Source organism: Dysgonomonas termitidis, from assembly GCF_042654545.1.
GTDB lineage: Bacteria > Bacteroidota > Bacteroidia > Bacteroidales > Dysgonomonadaceae > Dysgonomonas > Dysgonomonas termitidis.
This window is the reverse complement of record NZ_JBHSGN010000040.1, coordinates 14,419-34,249: the sequence shown is the minus strand read 5'-3', so window position 1 is coordinate 34,249 and position 19,831 is coordinate 14,419. Positions and strand designations below refer to the sequence as shown.

At 41.0% G+C, this 19,831-nt stretch carries 17 protein-coding genes and 1 tRNA gene; 16 read left to right on the top strand and 2 right to left on the bottom strand.

What is annotated here, in order from left to right; all coding sequences use genetic code 11:
• Window positions 1-483: 483 nt before the first annotated feature.
• A tRNA-Val gene (locus ACFO6W_RS04640) sits at window positions 484-558 on the bottom strand.
• A gap of 204 nt (window positions 559-762) precedes the next feature.
• Here ACFO6W_RS04640 and dut point away from each other — a divergent pair.
• The 16 genes from dut (at window position 763) to ACFO6W_RS04560 (ending at window position 18,210) form a co-directional block, all read left to right on the top strand.
• The gene (dut, locus tag ACFO6W_RS04635) at window positions 763-1,197 is read left to right on the top strand and encodes a dUTP diphosphatase (protein ID WP_379994201.1); all 435 of its coding nucleotides are present in this window, start codon (window positions 763-765) and stop codon (window positions 1,195-1,197) included.
• A 23-nt stretch (window positions 1,198-1,220) separates the two neighbouring features.
• On the top strand, window positions 1,221-2,975 hold the full coding sequence (locus ACFO6W_RS04630; RefSeq protein WP_379994200.1) for a tetratricopeptide repeat protein: 1,755 nt from the start codon (window positions 1,221-1,223) through the stop codon (window positions 2,973-2,975).
• A complete protein-coding gene (gene lolB1 / locus ACFO6W_RS04625) occupies window positions 2,975-3,823 on the top strand; it encodes a lipoprotein insertase outer membrane protein LolB1 (RefSeq protein ID WP_379994199.1) in 849 nt (282 codons plus the stop codon). The genes ACFO6W_RS04630 and lolB1 overlap by 1 nt, the downstream gene beginning before the upstream one ends.
• A complete protein-coding gene (locus ACFO6W_RS04620) occupies window positions 3,820-5,103 on the top strand; it encodes a murein hydrolase activator EnvC family protein (RefSeq protein ID WP_379994198.1) in 1,284 nt (427 codons plus the stop codon). Before lolB1 ends, ACFO6W_RS04620 begins: the two co-directional genes overlap by 4 nt.
• Window positions 5,104-5,118: 15 nt before the next feature.
• The gene (locus ACFO6W_RS04615) at window positions 5,119-5,892 is read left to right on the top strand and encodes a WxcM-like domain-containing protein (protein ID WP_379994197.1); all 774 of its coding nucleotides are present in this window, start codon (window positions 5,119-5,121) and stop codon (window positions 5,890-5,892) included.
• On the top strand, window positions 5,882-6,823 hold the full coding sequence (locus ACFO6W_RS04610; RefSeq protein WP_379994196.1) for a GNAT family N-acetyltransferase: 942 nt from the start codon (window positions 5,882-5,884) through the stop codon (window positions 6,821-6,823). Before ACFO6W_RS04615 ends, ACFO6W_RS04610 begins: the two co-directional genes overlap by 11 nt.
• Window positions 6,824-7,323: 500 nt before the next feature.
• Window positions 7,324-9,003, top strand: coding sequence for an amino acid permease (locus tag ACFO6W_RS04605; protein ID WP_379994195.1), 1,680 nt, complete (start codon window positions 7,324-7,326; stop codon window positions 9,001-9,003).
• Between the two features lie 5 nt (window positions 9,004-9,008).
• A complete protein-coding gene (gene rlmB, locus ACFO6W_RS04600) occupies window positions 9,009-9,749 on the top strand; it encodes a 23S rRNA (guanosine(2251)-2'-O)-methyltransferase RlmB (RefSeq protein WP_379994194.1) in 741 nt (246 codons plus the stop codon).
• A 23-nt stretch (window positions 9,750-9,772) separates the two neighbouring features.
• A complete protein-coding gene (locus tag ACFO6W_RS04595; RefSeq protein ID WP_379994192.1) occupies window positions 9,773-10,150 on the top strand; it encodes a RidA family protein in 378 nt (125 codons plus the stop codon).
• A gap of 75 nt (window positions 10,151-10,225) precedes the next feature.
• Entirely contained in the window at window positions 10,226-11,293 is a 1,068-nt protein-coding gene (gene ribD / locus ACFO6W_RS04590) for a bifunctional diaminohydroxyphosphoribosylaminopyrimidine deaminase/5-amino-6-(5-phosphoribosylamino)uracil reductase RibD (RefSeq protein WP_379994191.1), read from the top strand.
• A gap of 77 nt (window positions 11,294-11,370) precedes the next feature.
• Window positions 11,371-12,747 carry a DUF6242 domain-containing protein gene (locus ACFO6W_RS04585; RefSeq protein WP_379994190.1) on the top strand — a complete coding sequence of 459 codons (1,377 nt, stop codon included), beginning with the start codon at window positions 11,371-11,373 and terminating at the stop codon, window positions 12,745-12,747.
• Window positions 12,748-12,822: 75 nt separating this feature from the next.
• Complete coding sequence (gene porG, locus ACFO6W_RS04580; protein WP_379994189.1) at window positions 12,823-13,533, top strand: type IX secretion system protein PorG; 711 nt, start codon at window positions 12,823-12,825, stop codon at window positions 13,531-13,533.
• A 19-nt stretch (window positions 13,534-13,552) separates the two neighbouring features.
• Window positions 13,553-14,302: an isoprenyl transferase gene (locus tag ACFO6W_RS04575; protein WP_379994188.1), complete on the top strand. Its 750-nt coding sequence runs from the start codon at window positions 13,553-13,555 to the stop codon at window positions 14,300-14,302.
• Window positions 14,303-14,376: 74 nt separating this feature from the next.
• Window positions 14,377-17,049, top strand: a complete 2,673-nt coding sequence (locus tag ACFO6W_RS04570; protein ID WP_379994187.1) for a BamA/OMP85 family outer membrane protein — start codon at window positions 14,377-14,379, stop codon at window positions 17,047-17,049.
• 88 nt (window positions 17,050-17,137) lie between these two features.
• Complete coding sequence (locus ACFO6W_RS04565; protein WP_379994185.1) at window positions 17,138-17,653, top strand: OmpH/Skp family outer membrane protein; 516 nt, start codon at window positions 17,138-17,140, stop codon at window positions 17,651-17,653.
• Between the two features lie 56 nt (window positions 17,654-17,709).
• On the top strand, window positions 17,710-18,210 hold the full coding sequence (locus tag ACFO6W_RS04560) for an OmpH/Skp family outer membrane protein (RefSeq protein ID WP_379994184.1): 501 nt from the start codon (window positions 17,710-17,712) through the stop codon (window positions 18,208-18,210).
• Window positions 18,211-18,293: 83 nt separating this feature from the next.
• On the opposite strand, the gene ACFO6W_RS04555 is transcribed toward ACFO6W_RS04560, so the two are convergent.
• Entirely contained in the window at window positions 18,294-19,589 is a 1,296-nt protein-coding gene (locus ACFO6W_RS04555; protein ID WP_379994183.1) for an O-acetylhomoserine aminocarboxypropyltransferase/cysteine synthase family protein, read from the bottom strand.
• Window positions 19,590-19,831 lie beyond the last annotated feature (242 nt).

Genomic DNA, 19,831 nt, shown 5'->3' with positions numbered 1-19,831 from the left:
TCATTTGGGGATATACTTTTGATAAAATTTACAATCTATAAATAGCAACTTAAATTAATTATTATTATTTTTCTATTCTTCTTATAAGTGAATTCATTCTAGAGTAAATGAACATATGTATAATCTGTTTGCATTATGAAATATTTAGATTTATATAACTATCTAAAGGATATTGAAAACTATACAGATAATGATCTCATTATCTGTATAGTTTTCAATAGGGGAAGCATAATTGCCTGATAGTTGGGTATCATAGTGTTTTCAATTAGAATTTAACAAAGATATTATTTATTCTTAGAAGAGGCCTGTATGGTCAATAGAAAATAATGAGCTGAAAAATAAAGAAAACAAATTTATATTATTTGAGATGTGTTATAAATAGTGTTCTTTCCGTTTCTTCTGATTTCAAAAGTTGTGTGCAAATTGTGTGTACATATAAACGAAAAAAGACTTACAATTTCTCGTAAGTCTTTGATAGTCAAGTGGGCGTTGACGGATTCGAACCGCCGACCCTCTGCTTGTAAGGCAGATGCTCTGAACCAGCTGAGCTAAACGCCCTTGTTTGGGATGCATTTTCTCTCAAATGCGATGCAAAGATATAGCTTTTTTCAATATTTCAAAACATTTGAAATCTTTTTTTGAAAAATATTTTGAAACGAAATGACTTCAAGCATTTTAAAATCTTAATTTTTATCAATTAGCTAAGTAGATTGCAAAGATTTAACTAATTTCGCAGCAATATAAATATATGACTTTAAAACGATGAACGTAAAAATTATAAATAAATCACACCATCCGCTACCCGAATATGCAACACCTTATTCTGCCGGAGTAGATTTGAGAGCAAACATTACGGAACCTGTAACATTGAAGCCGTTGGGACGCACTCTTATTCCAACCGGCCTGTATTTGGAATTACCGCAAGGATATGAAGCTCAGATACGTCCCCGCAGCGGGCTGGCTTTCAAGCACGGGCTGACGGTATTAAACTCACCTGGTACTATCGATGCAGACTATCGTGGCGAAATCCGTGTCATACTTGTCAACTTATCAAATGATGATTTTGTTATAAACGATGGAGAACGTATATGTCAAATGGTTATTGCTTCGCATGAGCAGGTCCTCTGGGATGAGGTAGAGGCAATCAATGAAACGGAGCGCGGAGCCGGAGGTTTTGGCCACACAGGCAAACAGTAATATTCAGAAACGTCATTTTTGATATGCATAAAAAAGCACGTGTTTTTTATTTAGCCTTACTTGTTATTGCAGGTAATCTTTTTTCCTTTGCTCAAAACAGCGGAATATCCAGTCCGGTTACAGTAAAGCTTTCTGTTGACGATAGCCGTAAATTCGACTATTTCTTTTATGAGGCAATGAATGCCAAAGCTACCAATCAATACGATGCGGTTTTCGATTATCTAAAATACTGTATGGCAATCGATTCTACAAATGCAAATGTATTGTACGAACTCGGCAATTATTACAATTCTATTGAAAGCAAGAATAAGGCTATCGATTATTATCGCAGAGCCACAGTATATGATAGTGGTAACTATTACTACAATATGGCATACGGAAGCATGTGCCTCGAATTTAAGCAATACAGCGATGCCATAGAGCAATTCGAAAAACTGGTTGCCGGAGATCCTGATAATACAGAACTATACGTCTACTTATCGGAATCATACCGTATGGATGGTAACTTCAAAAGTGCCATATCAACGTTGGATAAACTGGAGCAGATAGTAGGTATGAACGAAAAGATAAGCCTGCAAAAGTATCAGTTATATACGATGATGAAACAGGAGAAACAAGCCTTTGCTGAAATTCAGAAGTATATAGACAAATATCCGCACGAGATCAAATATCAGATCCTTCTTGGGGATTTATATCTGCAGGCAGGAAAAACACAGGAAGCCTACATGGTTTACAGCCGTGCCAAATCCATCGACCCTGATGATCCCTACCTCATCTCGTCTATGGCCGAATACTATCAGCAGACAGGGAACAAGGACGCTGCAGAGAACGAATTGCACATTGCTCTTGTTAGTCCTAAAATGGACATTGATACTAAGCTATCCATCCTTGCGCAGTATGTAGGTACGCTGCAAAGGACTCAAAAAGATACGCAGGCAGCCAACGCCCTGTTCGATACACTGATGATACAGCATCCGCAGGAACCGAAACTCAACCTGATGTATGGTAACCTTTTGATGATGCAGAATAAAAAAGAGGAATCCCGTTTTCAATATCAGTTGTTTGCGGAAGCTAATCCTACAAACCCTGTTGGATGGGAACAGATGTTATATACCACTTTTCCTGACAGCATCGATTTATCTATTAAGGTATGTAAACAAGCACTTTCCTATATCACCGACCAACCACAGTTCTATTTCTATCTGGGAGTCTCCCAGTATATGAAAGAGAATTATAAGGAGGCGCTCGGTGCCCTGCAAAAAGGAGTAGTATATGTAGATGAGAACAATACAAAGCTTTTGGCCGATTTCTACGGACAGATAGGAGATCTGTACTATCAGATGGAAAAACGCGACAGCGCGTTTGTTATTTACGATAAGGCTCTTTCCTATGACCCGAATAATCTGGGTGTACTGAACAATTATAGTTATTATTTGTCTTTAGTAAAAAAAGATCTCGATAAAGCGGAACGGATGAGCAGCATTACGGTAAAAGCCGAACCCTCAAATCCTACCTATCTCGATACATATGGATGGGTATTATTTGAACAGGGGGCCTATACGATTGCCAAAATTTATATCGAGAATGCCATAAAGTACAGCCAGGAAAAGAAGGAAGAGGTTAGCGCCGAAGTATTGGAGCATTATGGAGATGTCTTATATAAAACGGATGAACCCGAAAAAGCCCTGGAGTATTGGGAGAAAGCAAAGGAAAAGGGGGGTAGCAAATCCAAAACATTGGAAAAGAAAATAGAAACGAAAACTTTTATTGCCGAATAATGAAACTAAACGCATTAAATAAAATAGCTGTATTCCTGTTCATCATATCTGCATTATTTGCGGGGAGCAGTTGTAAATCGAAAAAAGTAATTGCTGCCGGAGGAGCTCTGGAGGAAAAATCGCATAAGCAGGTGATTGAAGACGCGTTATCTTCGGAAGTTAAGTTCAAAACGCTTACTACCAAAGGAAATGTAGAATTTAAAGCCGGTAATTCTTCTCAGAAAGTCCCTGCCGTATTCAAAATGGTAAAAGATAGCATCCTGCAGGTATCGATCCGGATTCCCATACTCGGGGGGGAAGCCATGAGGCTGACCATCACTCCCGACAGTATCTTTATGGTCGACAGGATGAAAAAGCAATATATCGCCGAACGATTCAAAGATTCGAAAGTTATAGCTAATCTAGATTTTAACTTCTACAATTTACAGGCTTTATTTACCAATAAACTATTTATTCCGGGCAATAGAGAAGTTGCGGAAAAGGATTTTCAGAAGTATGATATATCGTCGGCAAACGATGTCTATATGCTGAAAACAAAAGGGAAAGGCGATTTGTTATACAACTTTGCCGTAGATGCCACCAACCATGTGGCATCTACATTGATCTACAATGAAAAGAAAAAGATAACCCTGCAATGGTCTTACAATGATTTCATCAAAGACAACAATCTCGTATATCCGACTACCATGCAAGCCAAGGTAGACGTTGAAAAAAGACGTGTCGATATTAATATCACATATGATAAATTGGAAATAGACAAAAGTTTCAGCATCGATAATTCCATATCACCCAAATATACCAAAGTGGATTTCTCTGATCTTATAGGCACATATATCAAAAAGAAATGAGAGTAGCAGCTTTTCTCTTTATTCTCCTTATCAGTATTTGTTCTTTCGCTCAAAATTCGAAAATAAAAGAACTCGAGCAGCAAAGGAAGAACGCCTTGCGTGAAATATCGAATACCGATAAACTGCTGAAAGAGACTAAAAGAAGCACTACTACCTTGCTGGACAGGATACAGCTTATATCCAATCAGATATTCTCACGACAAAAAGTATTGGACCTTCTGGGACAGGAAATAACTGGTATAAATGTGGAGGAAAAGCGGATTGAATCCGAAATAGCAATACTTGAATCCGAACTTAAAGACAAGCAGAAAAACTACTCGAAAGCCATTGACGGAATGCTTCAAAACCGTCAAAGTGAAAATAAGATGCTTTTTGTACTCTCCGGGAAATCTTTGACAGAATCGTACCGGAGGCTGCGCTATTTACGCAACTACTCGGAATGGAGGAAAGAGCAAGCCTCGGAAATTAAGGACAAAAGCGCGAAGCTAAAAGAACGGAAGGAAGCCCTGATAAAAACAAGGCATGAAAAAACCGCCTTACTCGGTCAGCGCACTACCGAACAGGAAAACCTGAAGAAGGAAGAAACCAACTATCAGGCAGAAGTTAGTGAAGCTCAGAAAAAGCAAAAGGACCTGCAAAAAATACTGACTCAAAAACGTCAGCAGGCAGAGGCCCTGGACAGGCAGATAGCCAAACTGATAGCCGAAGAAGTAGCCCGTCAGGAGCGGGAAGCAAAACGTATAGCCGCTGAAAAAGCCCGTGTGGAAGCAGCAAAAACGACCTCGAAGAAAAGTGGTTCTGCTACAACTACCGTGACTCCTCCGAAAGAAGATGCCGCAAAAGTTGTCGCGACACCTGAGAATATAGCTTTATCGAATAATTTTGCTTCGAACAGGGGGAGACTCCCTTATCCGATAACAGGAAATTATACCATAACCACACGATTCGGCTCCCATCAGCACAGCCGTTTCGTTACCACATCGAGCAGCGGGATAGATATCCAGTCGCAATCGGGAGCGGAGGCCAAATCCGTATTTAACGGTGAAGTGACTTATGTGGCGGCCATACCGGGTTATAACACCTGTATTATTGTGCGCCATGGAAACTACTACACATTCTACGGAAATATACAGAGTATATATGTAAAGCAAGGAGACAAAGTTAAAACAGGCCAGTCCCTTGGCAAAGTATATACAGATGCGGATACAGGCCTTTCGCAACTGCATTTCCAGTTGTGGCAGGGAATCAACAAACTCAATCCCGAGCCTTGGCTGAGATAACGTAACCGGACTGCTATGAAAAGAGAACAATTTATAGAATTACCGAGAATCAGAGACCGGAAGGGAGTCCTCTCTTTCATAGAAGCCGGAAATCATATTCCTTTTCCTATCGCGTCTGTCTGCTGGAAATATGGTAGTCAGTACAATGACAGCGATATACACAAAGCCCAGGATGAAGTGATAGTCGCCTTATCGGGAAGTTTTACCCTTTTACTTGACAATGGAAAAGACGGGCGAAGTCACACATTGAATGATCCGGCTCAAGCTCTTTGTATTCCTGCCATAATGAGTTATAGGCTTGAAGGCTTTTCCGCCGGTTCTACATATCTTGTTATTTCGTCAGCATCTTCTCCTGCCGGATTATCCGTATGTGGTGAAACAGATAGAAATCAGTTAAAGACGTTCTCTGTAGAAGATTGTGTCCTCATTAAATTTCCACTGATACAGAATCGTGCTGAAAATATCGCATTCGATATAAAACGCATATTTTATATATACGATATCCCGCCGGGGCAGACAAGGGGTATGCATGCCCATAAGTATTGCCACGAAGTACTGGTTGCCACAAACGGAAGTTTTCGGGTAGAACTGGACGATGGGACAACTAAAAAAAACGTAGTGCTCGACCGGCCAGACTACGGCCTGTATATACCGCCCGGTATATGGGCAACGGAAACAGAGTATTCGTCCGGAACTGTTTGTCTTGTTTTGGCCTCTGATGTATATGACGCGGAAAATTATATACATACCTATTCGGAATTTAAAAAATACCGGCAGCATGAAAATTAAGCTTTATAGTTCAGAATATAAGGACGCGTGGGACAAATTTGTACGTGACTCCAAAAATAGTACATTTCTTTTCTATCGTGACTTTATTGAGTATCATGCCGGCCGTTTCAGGGATTATTCCCTGATGTTTTATCTGAACGATGTACTGGTGGCATTGATGCCCGGACATATGGAAGATAGGATATTTTATTCGCACAAAGGGCTTACATACGGGGGCCTTATTATGGGCGATAAGACTACTGCTGCGGATGTACTTTCCATATTCGAATATCTTACAACGACATTCCGGCATCAGGGAATCAGGAAGATTGTGTATAAGGCTGTTCCGCATATTTATCATATTCGTCCTGCCGAAGAGGATTTATATGCGTTGTTCAGATATAAGGCGATACTCACATCGTGTAATATATCTTCTACCCTATTACTTCCGGACAGAACAAAATATTCGGACTTGCGTAAACGGGGTGTAAAAAAAGCCCTGAAGAACAATTTGGCCGTAAAAAAAGCCACAGACTATTCCGGTTTCTGGCAAATACTTTCCCGGAATCTGAAAGATAAATACGAAACAGAGCCTGTTCATTCTTTAGCTGAAATAAATTACCTGAAAAATAAATTTCCGCGTAATATACATCTGTTTGCTGTGGAGAATACAGATAGTAGTATAATAGGCGGTTGTCTTGTCTTCGAAACTGAAAGAGTGGTGCACGCTCAGTATGTAGCGGCAACTGAAGAAGGTAAAAAACTCGGAGCTATAGATTTGGTTATCGACCATATAATAAATACGGCATTCGCTCACAAAACATATTTCGATTATGGCATATCGACAGAAAACGGCGGCTGGCACCTGAACGAAAACCTGATACATCAAAAAGAGGGATTCGGAGCACGGGGGACTGTATATAATATTTATACAATTGATTTATCTATATAGTGAGCTGTTAGCTACCAGCTATTAGCTTGTAGCTCTTTGAAGTATTGATTGGCCCCTCCAACCTCCCCAAGGGGAGGCTACCAGAGAGGGTATAAGTCGACAGATAGAAAATAGAGAAAAAAATGTAACCTTTGTTACCTTTTAACAGTTACAAGTTTGCCTCGCCTTCGCTTCGGCGAATGTTATTTCTGCGCCCTTCGGGCAGTTACGAGTTGCAAGTAAACAAGACACGAGATACAAGTTGTTAACTGATGACTACTAACTGTAAAGCCACTTATGCGATAGCCTAAGCTAATGGCTAATAGCTATCAGCTAAAAGTTGAAACATGTGTTACCTTTTTGTGTCTTTGCGTTTTGGGAGAGATTTTTAAACACACAAAAAAGAGTAACACGGAGTTTTCAGAAGAAAAAGTAACAATAAGAAATTATGTAAAAAGTGTCAAGTTTGTCAACTTTTAGAATGAATCGAAAACCCTCTTTAGAGTTATCACATAAATAGAATGAGTTTAAATTCCTTTTTTAGAAAGAAGAGTATCGATAGTATATCCGGAGATGGAGACTCTATCGGGTCAGGAATGAAAAGAGTATTAGGCGTGAGAGACCTCACTCTTTTCGGTATTGCCGCCATTGTTGGCGCGGGTATTTTCAGCACTATCGGGCGGGCGGCATTTCACGGAGGGCCGGCAGTATCGCTTCTCTTTGTATTTGTGGCTATCGCCTGTGTGTTTACAGCCTTGTGTTATGCACAATTTGCATCCATGATCTCGGTCAGTGGCAGCGCCTATACATATACATATGTATCACTGGGTGAGATATTCGCGTGGGTGATCGGGTGGGCGTTGATACTGGAATATGCCGTATCGAATATGGTGATCGCCATTTCCTGGTCGGAATATTTCACTACCCTGCTCGAAGGTTTTGGCATTATATGGCCCGACTGGCTTGGCATCGGATATTCGACAGCTTACAAAGCGTATAACATAGTATCACAAGGCGTTACAGATTTACCGTATCACACCATCAAAGCAGCGCAGACATACCAGAATGCACCCGAGCTTTTCGGTACGAAAATACTGATAAACCTGCCTGCCGGATTGGTTGTTACAGCCCTCACATTCCTTGTTTTCATCGGCATTAAGGAATCCAGGTTTGTGAATAACCTGCTGGTGTACCTCAAAATCGGTATCATATTATTGGTTATCGGGGTAGGGGTTTTCTTCGTAAAGCCTGAGAACTGGTCGCCATTTGCACCTAACGGGTTGCAAGGAGTGCTGGGAGGAGTCGCTGCTGTATTCTTCGCCTTTATCGGATTCGATTCTATATCTACCACAGCCGAAGAGAGTAAAAATCCGCAACGGGATATGCCCCGCGCCATGCTCTACTGTCTTGGTATCTGTACCGTGCTTTATGTAACGATAGCACTGGTCCTGACCGGAATGGTCAACTATAAAGAGTTAGGTGTGGATGATCCTCTTGCGTACGTATTTCAGGTGGTGAATATGGACTTTGTCGCAGGTGTTATTTCCGCTACTGCAATTATTGCGATCACGAGTGCCATCCTTGTTTTTCAGATAGGGCAGCCGCGCATATGGATGAATATGAGCCGCGACGGACTCCTTTGGCCTAAATTTGGAAAGATTCATCCGAGATATAAGACTCCCGCTTTCTCTACCATTATCACGGGAATAGTCGTCTGTGTGCCGTCGTTGTTTCTGGATATGCAGTTTGTTGTAGACCTTACCAGTGTGGGCACATTCTTTGCCTTCATCCTTGTATGCGCGGGAGTGTTGTTCCTCGATCATAAAGGAGACAGTAAAAAGGCGAAATTCAAGGTGCCTTATATAAATGGACAGTATATCATTTTCATATTACTCATAGTTGCAGTATATTTGTTCGTCAGTAAGACCGATTTCCGGACAGTCATAGGCGAGAAACCGCTGTTGATTGTTTTCTGGGCTGTATGGCTGGGATTGTCGGCGGCGGCATTCAAGTATAAGTTTTCGCTATTGCCTGTAATGGGTATTCTTACCAACTTATACCTGATGACAGAGCTTGGCTGGTCCAACTGGGTCATGTTCATCATCTGGCTGGTAATAGGGTTAGTCATATATCTGGGGTACGGATATCACAAGAGTAAACTGGCTGCTGCTAAAACAGTGGCAACACATATAAAAGAATAAGAAGAATGAAGGAAAAGGAAATGATTTTCGGCATACGTGCTGTTATAGAAGCGATCGAAGCCGGAAAAGAAATAGATAAGGTAATAATCAGGCGTGAATTACAAGGAGACTTGTCGAAAGAACTGCTCGCTCTCCTGAAATCGCATGAAATCGCCGTGCAACGTGTGCCGAACGAACGGTTGGACAGATTTACACGCAAAAACCATCAGGGTGTTATCGCATTCCTTTCGGCGATCACTTACGAAAAGATTGAAGATATCGTTCCTTTCCTTTACGAAAATGGGAAAGATCCCTTTATCCTCGTACTGGACGGTATCACCGATGTCCGCAACTTCGGAGCCATTGCCCGTACCTGCGAAGTGGCGGGTGTTAATGCAATTGTTATTCCGGCAAAGGGGAGCGTAACCGTAAATGCGGATGCGGTGAAAACATCGGCAGGAGCCTTGCTTAAAATACCGGTTTGCAAAGAGCCGAATCTTACTTCAGCAATTCAATTCCTGAGAAACAGCGGAATCAAAGTAATAGCTGCGAGTGAAAGAGGAGCAGACGTATATACTGATGTAGATTATACCGGTCCCATAGCATTTGTGATGGGCGCTGAAGATGTCGGCGTAGCCAGCGAAAACCTGCGTATAGCTGATAATCTGGTGAAAATTCCTCAATTCGGCACTATCGGTTCGCTGAATGTATCGGTAGCCGCGGGAGTGCTTATTTATGAAGTTATCCGTCAGAAAGGATTGAAATAAACATAATCTTAAAATATAAAGCGATGAAGAAAGTAATAGCCACAGATAAGGCTCCCGCGGCAATAGGCCCGTACAGCCAGGCGATAGAAGTGAATGGTTTGATATTTATTTCGGGACAATTACCGATCGACCCTGCTACCGGGGATTTTCCATCCGAAGACATTAAAGAACAGACAGCACAGTCCTTCGAGAATATCAAAGCTATACTAGCCCAAGCAGGGCTGACAAAAGATAATATAGTGAAAACAACCGTTTTGCTGAATGATATAGCAAATTTCGCCGGGATGAACGAGGTATATAACGCACAGTTTACCGGCGCATTTCCTGCCCGTTCGGCTTTTGCTGTAAAGGATCTGCCGAAAGGTGCTTTGGTAGAGATAGAAGTAATTGCTGCGCGTTGATCGTGGAATAAAAGATAGTTGAAATAAAATATACTTTTGATTATTGCGTTTCTCATTTTGTAGAAACTCAGGAAAATGACTATTGAAGAGAAATACATGTACCGCTGCCTGCAATTGGCTCAGAACGGGAGAGGCTTTACAAGCCCCAATCCGATGGTAGGCGCGGTTATAGTCCATCAGGGCAAAATTATTGGCGAAGGTTACCATCGTCAGTATGGCAAGGCTCATGCTGAGGTAAATGCGGTAAACAGCGTTAAAGATAAGGCTTTGCTAAAAGATTCTACAATTTATGTCTCCCTTGAGCCATGCTCTCATCACGGAAAAACCCCTCCTTGCGCCCAGCTTATAATAGACAATAAAATACCGGAGGTGGTGGTGGCATGCCCCGATCCTTATCCTGCCGTATCTGGTCGGGGAATAAAGATGCTGCAAGACGCAGGCATAGAGGTCGTTGTGGGAGTGTTGGAGAAAGAGGCTCAGGCTCTTAACAGAGCGTTTTTTACTGCACAGATCCGGAACCGGCCTTATATATACCTGAAATGGGCACAGACTCAGGACGGTTTTATAGATAAAGAACGATGTGACGGGGAGAAGCCGCAACCTACTCCTATTTCAAACGAATTTTCACGCATGCTCGTGCATAAGAAAAGGGCAGAGACAGCAGGTATTATGATAGGGACAAATACAGCGGTAAACGACAATCCATCTCTGACCACACGTTACTGGTATGGAGAGAATCCCGTGCGGATCGTAATAGACAGGCAGGGTAGGATTCCTTCGGATTACCACTTATTTGATGGAAAAGTAAAAACAATCATATTTACAGAGAAGGATTTATACGAAAAAGAATCCGGCAACGTTATTTATATCCGGACGGACTTTAATGAAAGCCTTCTCCATAATATATTTTCCACATTGAGAAGCCGTAAAATAGATTCGGTACTGGTCGAAGGCGGACGTGAACTGTTGCAAAGCCTGATAGATGCAGATATGTGGGATGAGGCGTATATTGAGACCTCGAAGGTCTGTTTCGGCAAAGGGGTAAAGGCCCCTGATATTAGAGGATATGTCTTGAATAAAGGCTATTGGGGAACATCTGAATATGTGCATTTAAGCACTGCGGATACTTATAAAATTATATAAATATTAGATTTATTGAGGCGTAAGCCGAAATTCTTTCTATTTTTGCACATTGATACTGAATAAATCTGTTTAAACTAATGAGATTGAAGCAAATTACTAAATTATCATTCATCTTTTTATCTGTTTTTGCACTAAGTTCATGCAATGACAGTACATCCGAATACGACACTTCCGAATTATCGGGAGACTCTCAGATTTCGAGCTTCAAAATAGCGGCATTACCCTATACTGCTATAGATACGGTAAATTATCCGTCGCTGTCAACAACCAGGTTCTCTATAGACCAGTTTAACAGGCTGATATACAATCCCGACTCGTTGCCTTATCAGACTACATTGAGGAAATGCGCAGTCACCCTCTCGTATACTGCAGGAAGCATCGGAAAGGTAGAGTTGATATACCCTAAAGATTCTGTCGTGGACTGGAACTCTACCGACTCGGTGGATTTCTCTACTTATCTGTATCCCAAATTCAGGATAACTCCTCTTAATGGCAAAGACCCAAGGGAATACACCATAAAGATACTGGTACATAAGGAAGACCCGGATACATTGATCTGGAAAGAAAATGTGCCAACAGGTTATCCCGCCTCCTTCGATAAACAAAAAACCTTGCTGGTTAACGGGACATTCTATACATTCATCGCCCGCACAGATAATAAAATATATTTATCTAAAGCGAATAAGCCTGATAACATAGAGGCAGCTCTGTCTTACGGAGATAATCAGGCTGTATCCGGCGAGCTTGATGCATCTGCTCTGGAAAGCATAACATTCTTCAACAATAAATTCTATGCTGTTGATAAAAATAAACAAGGTTATACAGCAGGTATAGAGGGTACTTCATGGAGTAAAGACGGAATAAGCAACAATGTGACAAGCATTGTTGGAGTAGTGCCTACTTTAAATGCCGCTACTGATTTACTTCTTGTTATTACTCGTGACTCGTTAGCAACGACTACCGACCTGAAAACTTTGGACACTAAAACCAAAATAGACGGTGATTTCCCTGCAACAGGATATTCGTCAGTGACTCATAACGACAGAAGCAATCTGAATAATTGTGTATTGACTGTTACAAAAAATATCAGTGGTTTGGGTTATGTGAAGACATGGTCTATAAAGATAACCGGTGATAATAGTCTTCAGGTTGCGTTTAATCAGTCTAATCCGGTAATTCCTAAAAAGGATGGGGTTACAACCTTCCTTTACAATGGGTATATGTATGCCCTGACAGGAAATAGCTTCTACAAGACACAGAGCTACGGATACAAATGGATTACAGCTCCTAATAAGGAAAAACCAGACCCAAGAATGCCGAAAGCATCAGGGCAATCGGTTATTGTAGATGAAAAAAATTATATCTGGGTATTCGGCGGAGTTCCAGATTCGGGAATAAGTCCTATACAAAAGGTTTGGATAGGCAGAATTAATAAACTTAGAACAAAACTCTAGATCTGAGATTTGAGTGATATACTTTTAGTCCTGCTTTCTGCGTTAGATAAATAAGAACAGAATACAGATTAATAAATGGGTAAAAGGAAGATATTATTTACTTTACTATTGATTATCATCTATTCTCCCTTCTCATTCATCGAACTTAAAGCGCAAGATGATTATAAGTATGAGATAGGAGGGATGGCCGGTACGTCCTTTTATATGGGAGATGTCAATAAGAGCAAATTGTATCAAAACCCGGGATTGTCGGCAGGAGTCGTCTTCAGATACAACAAAGATCTGAGGTGGTCTGTGAAGAGTAATTTTGTAATTGGGAAAGTTTCGGGTGACACCCGCGATTCGGGAAATAAATATCCGTTCGGGCAGGAAATCTCTTTTAGCCGGATGTTTTATGAATTGGGTAGTCAGATAGAATTCAACTTCTTTAATTACAGTGATAAGTTCGGTTACTTAGGTGCTAAACGCATATCTCCGTATGTATTTACGGGAATAGGGTTTACGTTGGGTTCGGGTAGCAAGACATTTTTTGACGCTAATATTCCAATCGGGATTGGAGTAAAATATAAATTAAAGGACAGACTGAATCTTGGATTTGAATTCTCTTTCAGGAAGCTATTTAGTGATTCGTTCGACGTTACAAAGGATGGGGATGGTCTGAGTCTCGATGCGCCTTACAAAATAAACGGAGGTGCTTTTAAGAACAACGACTGGTATTCTCTTACTATGATAAGTCTAACCTGGGATTTTGGAACAAGGATATGTCCTTGCCTGAATATTGATTAATTATTAAACTAAAATACAGATGTCATATCTTGACCAAATAGATAAAACGCGGGTACCTAAGCATATTGCTGTCATAATGGATGGCAACGGGCGATGGGCCAAACGGCAGGATCTGGACCGTACGTTCGGTCACAAAGAGGGTATTTCCGCCGTACGCAGAGCTATTGAAGGTGCATCAAGAGCAGAGGTCCGTTATCTTACGCTTTATACATTCTCTACAGAAAACTGGAAACGTCCGGAGGAGGAAGTGAAAGCCCTGATGAGCCTGATGGTACAGGCTGTAGCGAATGAAACACCCGAACTGGTGAAGAACAACGTTCGTGTAAAAGTTATAGGAGACATTGAACGGTTGCCCGAAGATACGAGAAAAGCATTGGATTACTGTCTCGAAACTACGTCCGTATGTACCGGTACAACTGTAATTTTAGCTCTGAGCTATTCTTCAAAATGGGAATTGACCAGGGCGATGAAAAACATAGCCGTTGACATTAAGTCCGGAAAAATAGAATCGGAGGAAATAACAGAGGAACTGATCGCATCTTATCTGGAAACAAAAGGTATCCCTGATCCTGATATATTGGTCAGGACCGGAGGGGAATTACGTATAAGCAATTTCCTTCTTTGGCAGATAGCTTATTCGGAACTCTTTTTCTCGGATGAATTATGGCCTGATTTTAATGAAGAGTCCTTGTATAAAGCAATTGTTGATTTTCAGAACCGTGAACGGCGTTTTGGAAAGACCAGTGAGCAAATTTCAGGAAAATCCTGAACTTTTTATGTCAACTCTATACTATAGATAATAAAAACAGGTTTAAATATTAGAAAGTAACTACGAAACAAAATATGTTCAAAAAAAGTTTATTTTTTCTATTCATTATCTTCTTCTGCTCAATTTCAGCAGCCATAAAAGCTCAGGGAATTACAGACAGCGCAGAAATTAAAAATGTGAATAAAGCCCTTCAGGTAAATGTGGACAGCCTGCCTGTTATTTCATACAGCACCAGTAAGAAATACGAAATAGCAGACATGAAGCTTTCCGGGATCGTGAACCCGATGTACGAAGACTTCACTCTGTTTGGGTTTGCCCAACTGCAAGTAGGGGACAAGATTGAAATTCCCGGACCAGAAATAACTAATGCGGTAAAACGCTTCTGGAGACAAGGCTTGTTCTCTGATGTGAAAATTCTGGCAACCAAAATTGAAGGTAATAAAATATGGTTAGAAATAAATCTGAAAGAACGCCCCCGTATATCGGATATTGTATATACCGGGATGAAAAAAAGTGAACGCCAGGATATCGAGGCGAAGATAGGCATGGTGAAGAACCTGCAAATCACACCGAACCAAATGGACCGGGCCAAAACTATCATAAAGAAATATTTTGACGAAAAAGGGTTTACCAAAGCTGAAATCACTTTGAGCGACAAGCCCGACTTATCTAAGGAAAATCACGTTATCCTTAATATTGATGTAGTTAAGAAGAATAAGACAAAGGTCAACAAAATTACGATAGAAGGTAATATTGAGGTTAAGGCCAGAACATTGGAGAAAGCGATGAAAAAAACTCGCCATAAGAGTAATTTTCAGGCCTGGATAGCAAACTTCCTCCGCTCTACCAAATTCGTATCGGAGAGCTATGAAGAAGATAAAGAACACCTGATAGAGAAATACAATGAGCTGGGTTACAGGGATGCCGTAATCACATGGGACACAGTGTATGCCGATGCCCGGAAGCCGGATAAGGTAGACATAGTGATCAAGGTGGATGAAGGAAAACAATACTTTCTCAAAGACATTAAATGGGTTGGAAATGCTGTGTATCCTACCTGGCAGTTGCAGCAAGTGCTGAATATGAAACCGGGAGATGTATATAATCAGAAGAAACTGACCGAGCAGTTATCTGCTAATGAGGAATCTGTAATGAACTACTTCTACCAGAATCATGGATATATATTCTCTAATGCCGATCCGGTAGAAGTAAATATAGCAAATGACTCTATTGATTTGGAAATACGCATCTCAGAAGGCCCGAAAGCTTCGATCCGGAAAGTGACCATAGCCGGTAATGACCGTGTATATGAAGATGTTGTACGCCGCGAATTACGGGTTAAGCCGGGTGCGCTCTATAGCCGCGACGACATTGTGCGTTCACTGCGTGAGATCGCTCAGACAGGACATTTTGATCCGGAAAACTTAAATCCGGGTATCGTTCCCGACCCTGAGTCAGGAACAGTTGACATCAGTTTACCATTAGTATCTAAAGCCAATGACCAGGTAGAATTTTCTGCCGGATGGGGACAAACCGGTATCATCGGTAAGTTGAGTTTGAAATTTTCCAACTTCTCATTAAAGAATATGCTGAACCCTAAATCTTATAAAGGGATTATTCCTCAGGGAGAAGGTCAGACTCTTACTCTGAGTGCTCAGACGAATGCGAAGTTTTACCAATCATACTCTGTATCATTTATGGACCCATGGTTCGGAGGTAAGCGTCCGAACTCTCTGTCGGTGGGAGCATATTATTCAAGACAAACCGATATCAATAGCCGGTATATCAATAACAATTACGGCTATGGCTATGGTTACGGCTATGGTTACGGCTATGGAAGCGGTTATGGAAGTGGTTATAGCGATTATAGTTTTGCAGCCGACCCGAATAAATCTATTCAGATGATCGGAGCTTCGGTAGGATATGGGAAACGCCTAAGCTGGCCGGATGACTACTTCTTTGTACAAGCTGAATTATCTTACCAGTTATACAGGATGAAAGACTGGGCATACTTTATCGTAAAGGATGGGGTTTGCAACAACCTAAGCCTGAATCTTTCACTGAACAGGCGTTCTATCGATAATCCGGTATATACCCGCCGTGGTACGGATATATCTCTTAGTTTGCAGATTACGCCTCCTTTCTCTTCTTTTGACGGGAAAGATTATGCCAGCATGAAAACAGATGAATACGGTTATGAGCCGGGAGATAAATTCAAATGGATAGAATATCATAAATGGAAATTCAAAGCGAAGACTTTCACGTCTTTATATGATACTAAAAAGACTCCGGTGTTGATGACCCGTACAGAGTATGGATTTGTCGGATATTTCAACAAGAATAAAAAATCGCCATTCGAAACATTCTATATGGGAGGTGACGGTATGTCCGGATATTCAAGTACATATGCGACAGAAACGATCGGGCTGCGTGGTTATGAAAACGGCTCATTGGGCACACAGGCAAGCGCTTATTCCCGTTTAGCCCTGGAGCTGAGATACCCGCTTATCCTGGAACCATCATCAACGATCTACCTGCTTACATTTGTTGAAGCCGGTAATGCATGGAATGACCTGAAGAAATTCAATCCGTTCGATCTTAAGCGTTCTGCAGGTGTAGGTGCACGTATTATGCTACCAATGATTGGACTCATGGGTATAGACTGGGCATATGGATTTGATTCGGTTAGCAGTACCGGAGAAAAGAGTGGTAGTCAATTCCACTTCATTATCGGACAGGAATTTTAATTGAATCGTATTAACATTATTTATAGAACCCGGAATAAACAAATGCATAAACTGTGTGTCTAATATATATCATCAAAAATCGACAGTTATGAAAAGAATATTATTATTACTGACTTTATTTATAGGAATAGCCGCTGGAAGCTATGCTCAGAAGTTTGCTCTGATAGATATGGAATACATATTGAAAAATATCAGTAGCTATGAAACTGCACAGGAACAGCTTGACGTAATGTCTAAAAAGTGGCAAGGCGAAGTAGAAAAGATACAGCTTGATGTAAAGAACATGTACAAGAAATACCAGGCCGATCTTGTATTCTTATCTGCAGAGCAAAAAACCACGAGGGAAAATGAAATAGTAGAGACCGAAAAGACCCTGCAGGAACTGAACAAGAAATACTTCGGTCCCGAAGGTGAACTCTTTAAGAAGAGACAAGCGCTGGTAAAACCCATTCAGGATGACATATATAATGCTATAAAAGAAATATCGGAAGCTAAGGGGTACCAACTCGTACTTGACAGGGCTTCAGCGGAGAGTGTTATTTTTGCATCTCCAAGGATAGACATCAGTAATGAAGTTCTTGCAAAACTCGGATATTCAAAATAATTATTTATATTTGTCCTCAATAATATAGAATTAACCACTTAAAAGAACTTATAACTATGTTTAAAAAGCTAATCCTATTGCTTATAGTAATAGCACCAATGTCGATGTTCGCGCAAGATAAAATTGCATATATCAATGCAAATGAGATCTTCTCCAAGATGCCTGAACTGAAAGACGTTGAAACTAAACTTGCAGCAAAAAGCGAAACTATTAAAAAGAATGCAGCAGCTATAGAAGCCGAATACACAAAGAAAGTAGAAGAGTTCCAAAAAGACACTACAAATTTAACTGAAAGCGTTCTTCTTGACAGGCAAACTCAATTGGATGGACTAAGAGACAGATATCAAAACTTTATCCAAACTAGCCAGGCCGAATTTGAGAAAGAACAACAAACATTAATTACGCCGATCCAGCAGAAAATGAGACAAGCTATCAAAGATGTTGGTGATGAGAACAACTATTCATATATCTTAGATGCTGCCACTTTATTACACATAGGCTCACATGCAACAGATGCGAGTAAAATGGTAAAGACTAAGTTAGGAATTACAGACTAATAAGTCACATACATAAACATAAATAAGAATAGGCTAACCCGATAAGGATTAGCCTATTCTTATTTTAAGCTGGCTGACTATGTCTATATCTTAGCCAAAGCTTGTTCCAAATCGGCCTTTATATCATTGACGTTCTCAATGCCGACCGAAATGCGGAGTAAGCCCGGTATGGCTCCCGTAGCTAGTTTCTCTTCCTCTGATAACTGCTCATGGGTAGTCGTTGCAGGATGAATTATCAAAGATTTGGCATCCCCTACATTCGCTAAATGGCTTATCAGCTCCAAAGCGTTTATTACTTTATCAGCATTTTCACCCGGGCCCTTTACCTTGAAGGATAGAACACCGCCAAATCCGTTCTTGAAATACTTCTTAGCCAGAGTATGATAAGGGCTGCTTTCAAGTCCCGGATAATTCACATATTCTACTTTCGGATGTTGTTCGAGCCATTGTGCAATAGCCAGGGTATTCTCTACATGACGCTCAACACGCAAAGATAATGTTTCCAAGCCTTGCAGCAAGAGGAACGAGTTGAATGGACTGATTGTATTGCCCCAGTCACGAAGTCCCTCTACACGGGCGCGGATAGTAAAGGCAATATTACCGAACGGACCATTTGCCCCAAAGACATCCCAAAACACCAAACCATGATAGCTTTCGGAAGGTGCTGTAAATTCTGGGAACTTGCCATTACCCCAGTTAAATTTTCCACTATCTACAATAACGCCTCCCAGAGAAGTTCCGTGTCCCCCGATCCATTTGGTCGCACTCTCTACAACGATAGTCGCTCCGTGCTCCAAAGGACGGAAAAGGTAACCTCCGGCGCCGAAGGTATTATCTACGATCAACGGAATATCGTGTTTATTAGCCACAGCGGCAATAGCTTCAAAATCGGGTATATTCAAGTCGGGATTACCGATTGTTTCCAGATAGATCGCTTTTGTCTTACTGTCCACCAATTTCTCGAAAGAAGCAGGTTCGTCATCCGGTGTAAAACGCGCTTCTACACCCAAACGCTTGAACTGCGATTTGAACTGATTATATGTACCACCGTAAAGATGAGATGTAGTAACAAAATTATCCCCGGCCGACAATATATTATTTAATGCGATGAATTGTGCGGACTGACCGGAAGAAGTGGCCAGAGCTGATGCCCCGCCTTCAAGGGCAGCGATACGCTTTTCGAAAACATCTGTTGTCGGGTTCATCAGACGGGTATAGATATTCCCGAACTTGCGCAGGCCGAACAAATCGGCTCCGTACTGCGCATCGTCAAATGTATATGAACTTGTTTGATAGATAGGAACTGCGCGTGAACGCGTTACCGGCTCTTTCTCCTGTCCGGCATGTACCTGAAGGGTTTCAAATTTATACTTACTCATCTCTATAATTTTTATATGATATATACTATTTAAAAAGTAACACAGGAAATAGTTAATAATGGAAAAACAACGTTCGGCGAAGCCAATCAGGAGGTTTCTCCTCTCTGTTAAAAACGATACGCTAATAACTCGCAGGTATATAGATAAATATTTATCCGATAATAATCATTATAAGTATGAGTAACCGGCAGATAATGCCAATTACTCAACTAGATTTAATAACCGAACAATTTAACTATATA

What these genes read in the sequence shown, in the direction of transcription:
- dut (WP_379994201.1), top strand. Translation starts at nt 763, where the DNA reads ATGAACGTAAAAATTATAAATAAATCACACCATCCGCTACCCGAATAT.
- ACFO6W_RS04630 (WP_379994200.1), top strand. Translation starts at nt 1,221, where the DNA reads ATGCATAAAAAAGCACGTGTTTTTTATTTAGCCTTACTTGTTATTGCA.
- lolB1 (WP_379994199.1), top strand. Translation starts at nt 2,975, where the DNA reads ATGAAACTAAACGCATTAAATAAAATAGCTGTATTCCTGTTCATCATA.
- ACFO6W_RS04620 (WP_379994198.1), top strand. Translation starts at nt 3,820, where the DNA reads ATGAGAGTAGCAGCTTTTCTCTTTATTCTCCTTATCAGTATTTGTTCT.
- ACFO6W_RS04615 (WP_379994197.1), top strand. Translation starts at nt 5,119, where the DNA reads ATGAAAAGAGAACAATTTATAGAATTACCGAGAATCAGAGACCGGAAG.
- ACFO6W_RS04610 (WP_379994196.1), top strand. Translation starts at nt 5,882, where the DNA reads ATGAAAATTAAGCTTTATAGTTCAGAATATAAGGACGCGTGGGACAAA.
- ACFO6W_RS04605 (WP_379994195.1), top strand. Translation starts at nt 7,324, where the DNA reads ATGAGTTTAAATTCCTTTTTTAGAAAGAAGAGTATCGATAGTATATCC.
- rlmB (WP_379994194.1), top strand. Translation starts at nt 9,009, where the DNA reads ATGAAGGAAAAGGAAATGATTTTCGGCATACGTGCTGTTATAGAAGCG.
- ACFO6W_RS04595 (WP_379994192.1), top strand. Translation starts at nt 9,773, where the DNA reads ATGAAGAAAGTAATAGCCACAGATAAGGCTCCCGCGGCAATAGGCCCG.
- ribD (WP_379994191.1), top strand. Translation starts at nt 10,226, where the DNA reads ATGACTATTGAAGAGAAATACATGTACCGCTGCCTGCAATTGGCTCAG.
- ACFO6W_RS04585 (WP_379994190.1), top strand. Translation starts at nt 11,371, where the DNA reads ATGAGATTGAAGCAAATTACTAAATTATCATTCATCTTTTTATCTGTT.
- porG (WP_379994189.1), top strand. Translation starts at nt 12,823, where the DNA reads ATGGGTAAAAGGAAGATATTATTTACTTTACTATTGATTATCATCTAT.
- ACFO6W_RS04575 (WP_379994188.1), top strand. Translation starts at nt 13,553, where the DNA reads ATGTCATATCTTGACCAAATAGATAAAACGCGGGTACCTAAGCATATT.
- ACFO6W_RS04570 (WP_379994187.1), top strand. Translation starts at nt 14,377, where the DNA reads ATGTTCAAAAAAAGTTTATTTTTTCTATTCATTATCTTCTTCTGCTCA.
- ACFO6W_RS04565 (WP_379994185.1), top strand. Translation starts at nt 17,138, where the DNA reads ATGAAAAGAATATTATTATTACTGACTTTATTTATAGGAATAGCCGCT.
- ACFO6W_RS04560 (WP_379994184.1), top strand. Translation starts at nt 17,710, where the DNA reads ATGTTTAAAAAGCTAATCCTATTGCTTATAGTAATAGCACCAATGTCG.
- ACFO6W_RS04555 (WP_379994183.1), bottom strand. Translation starts at nt 19,589, where the DNA reads ATGAGTAAGTATAAATTTGAAACCCTTCAGGTACATGCCGGACAGGAG.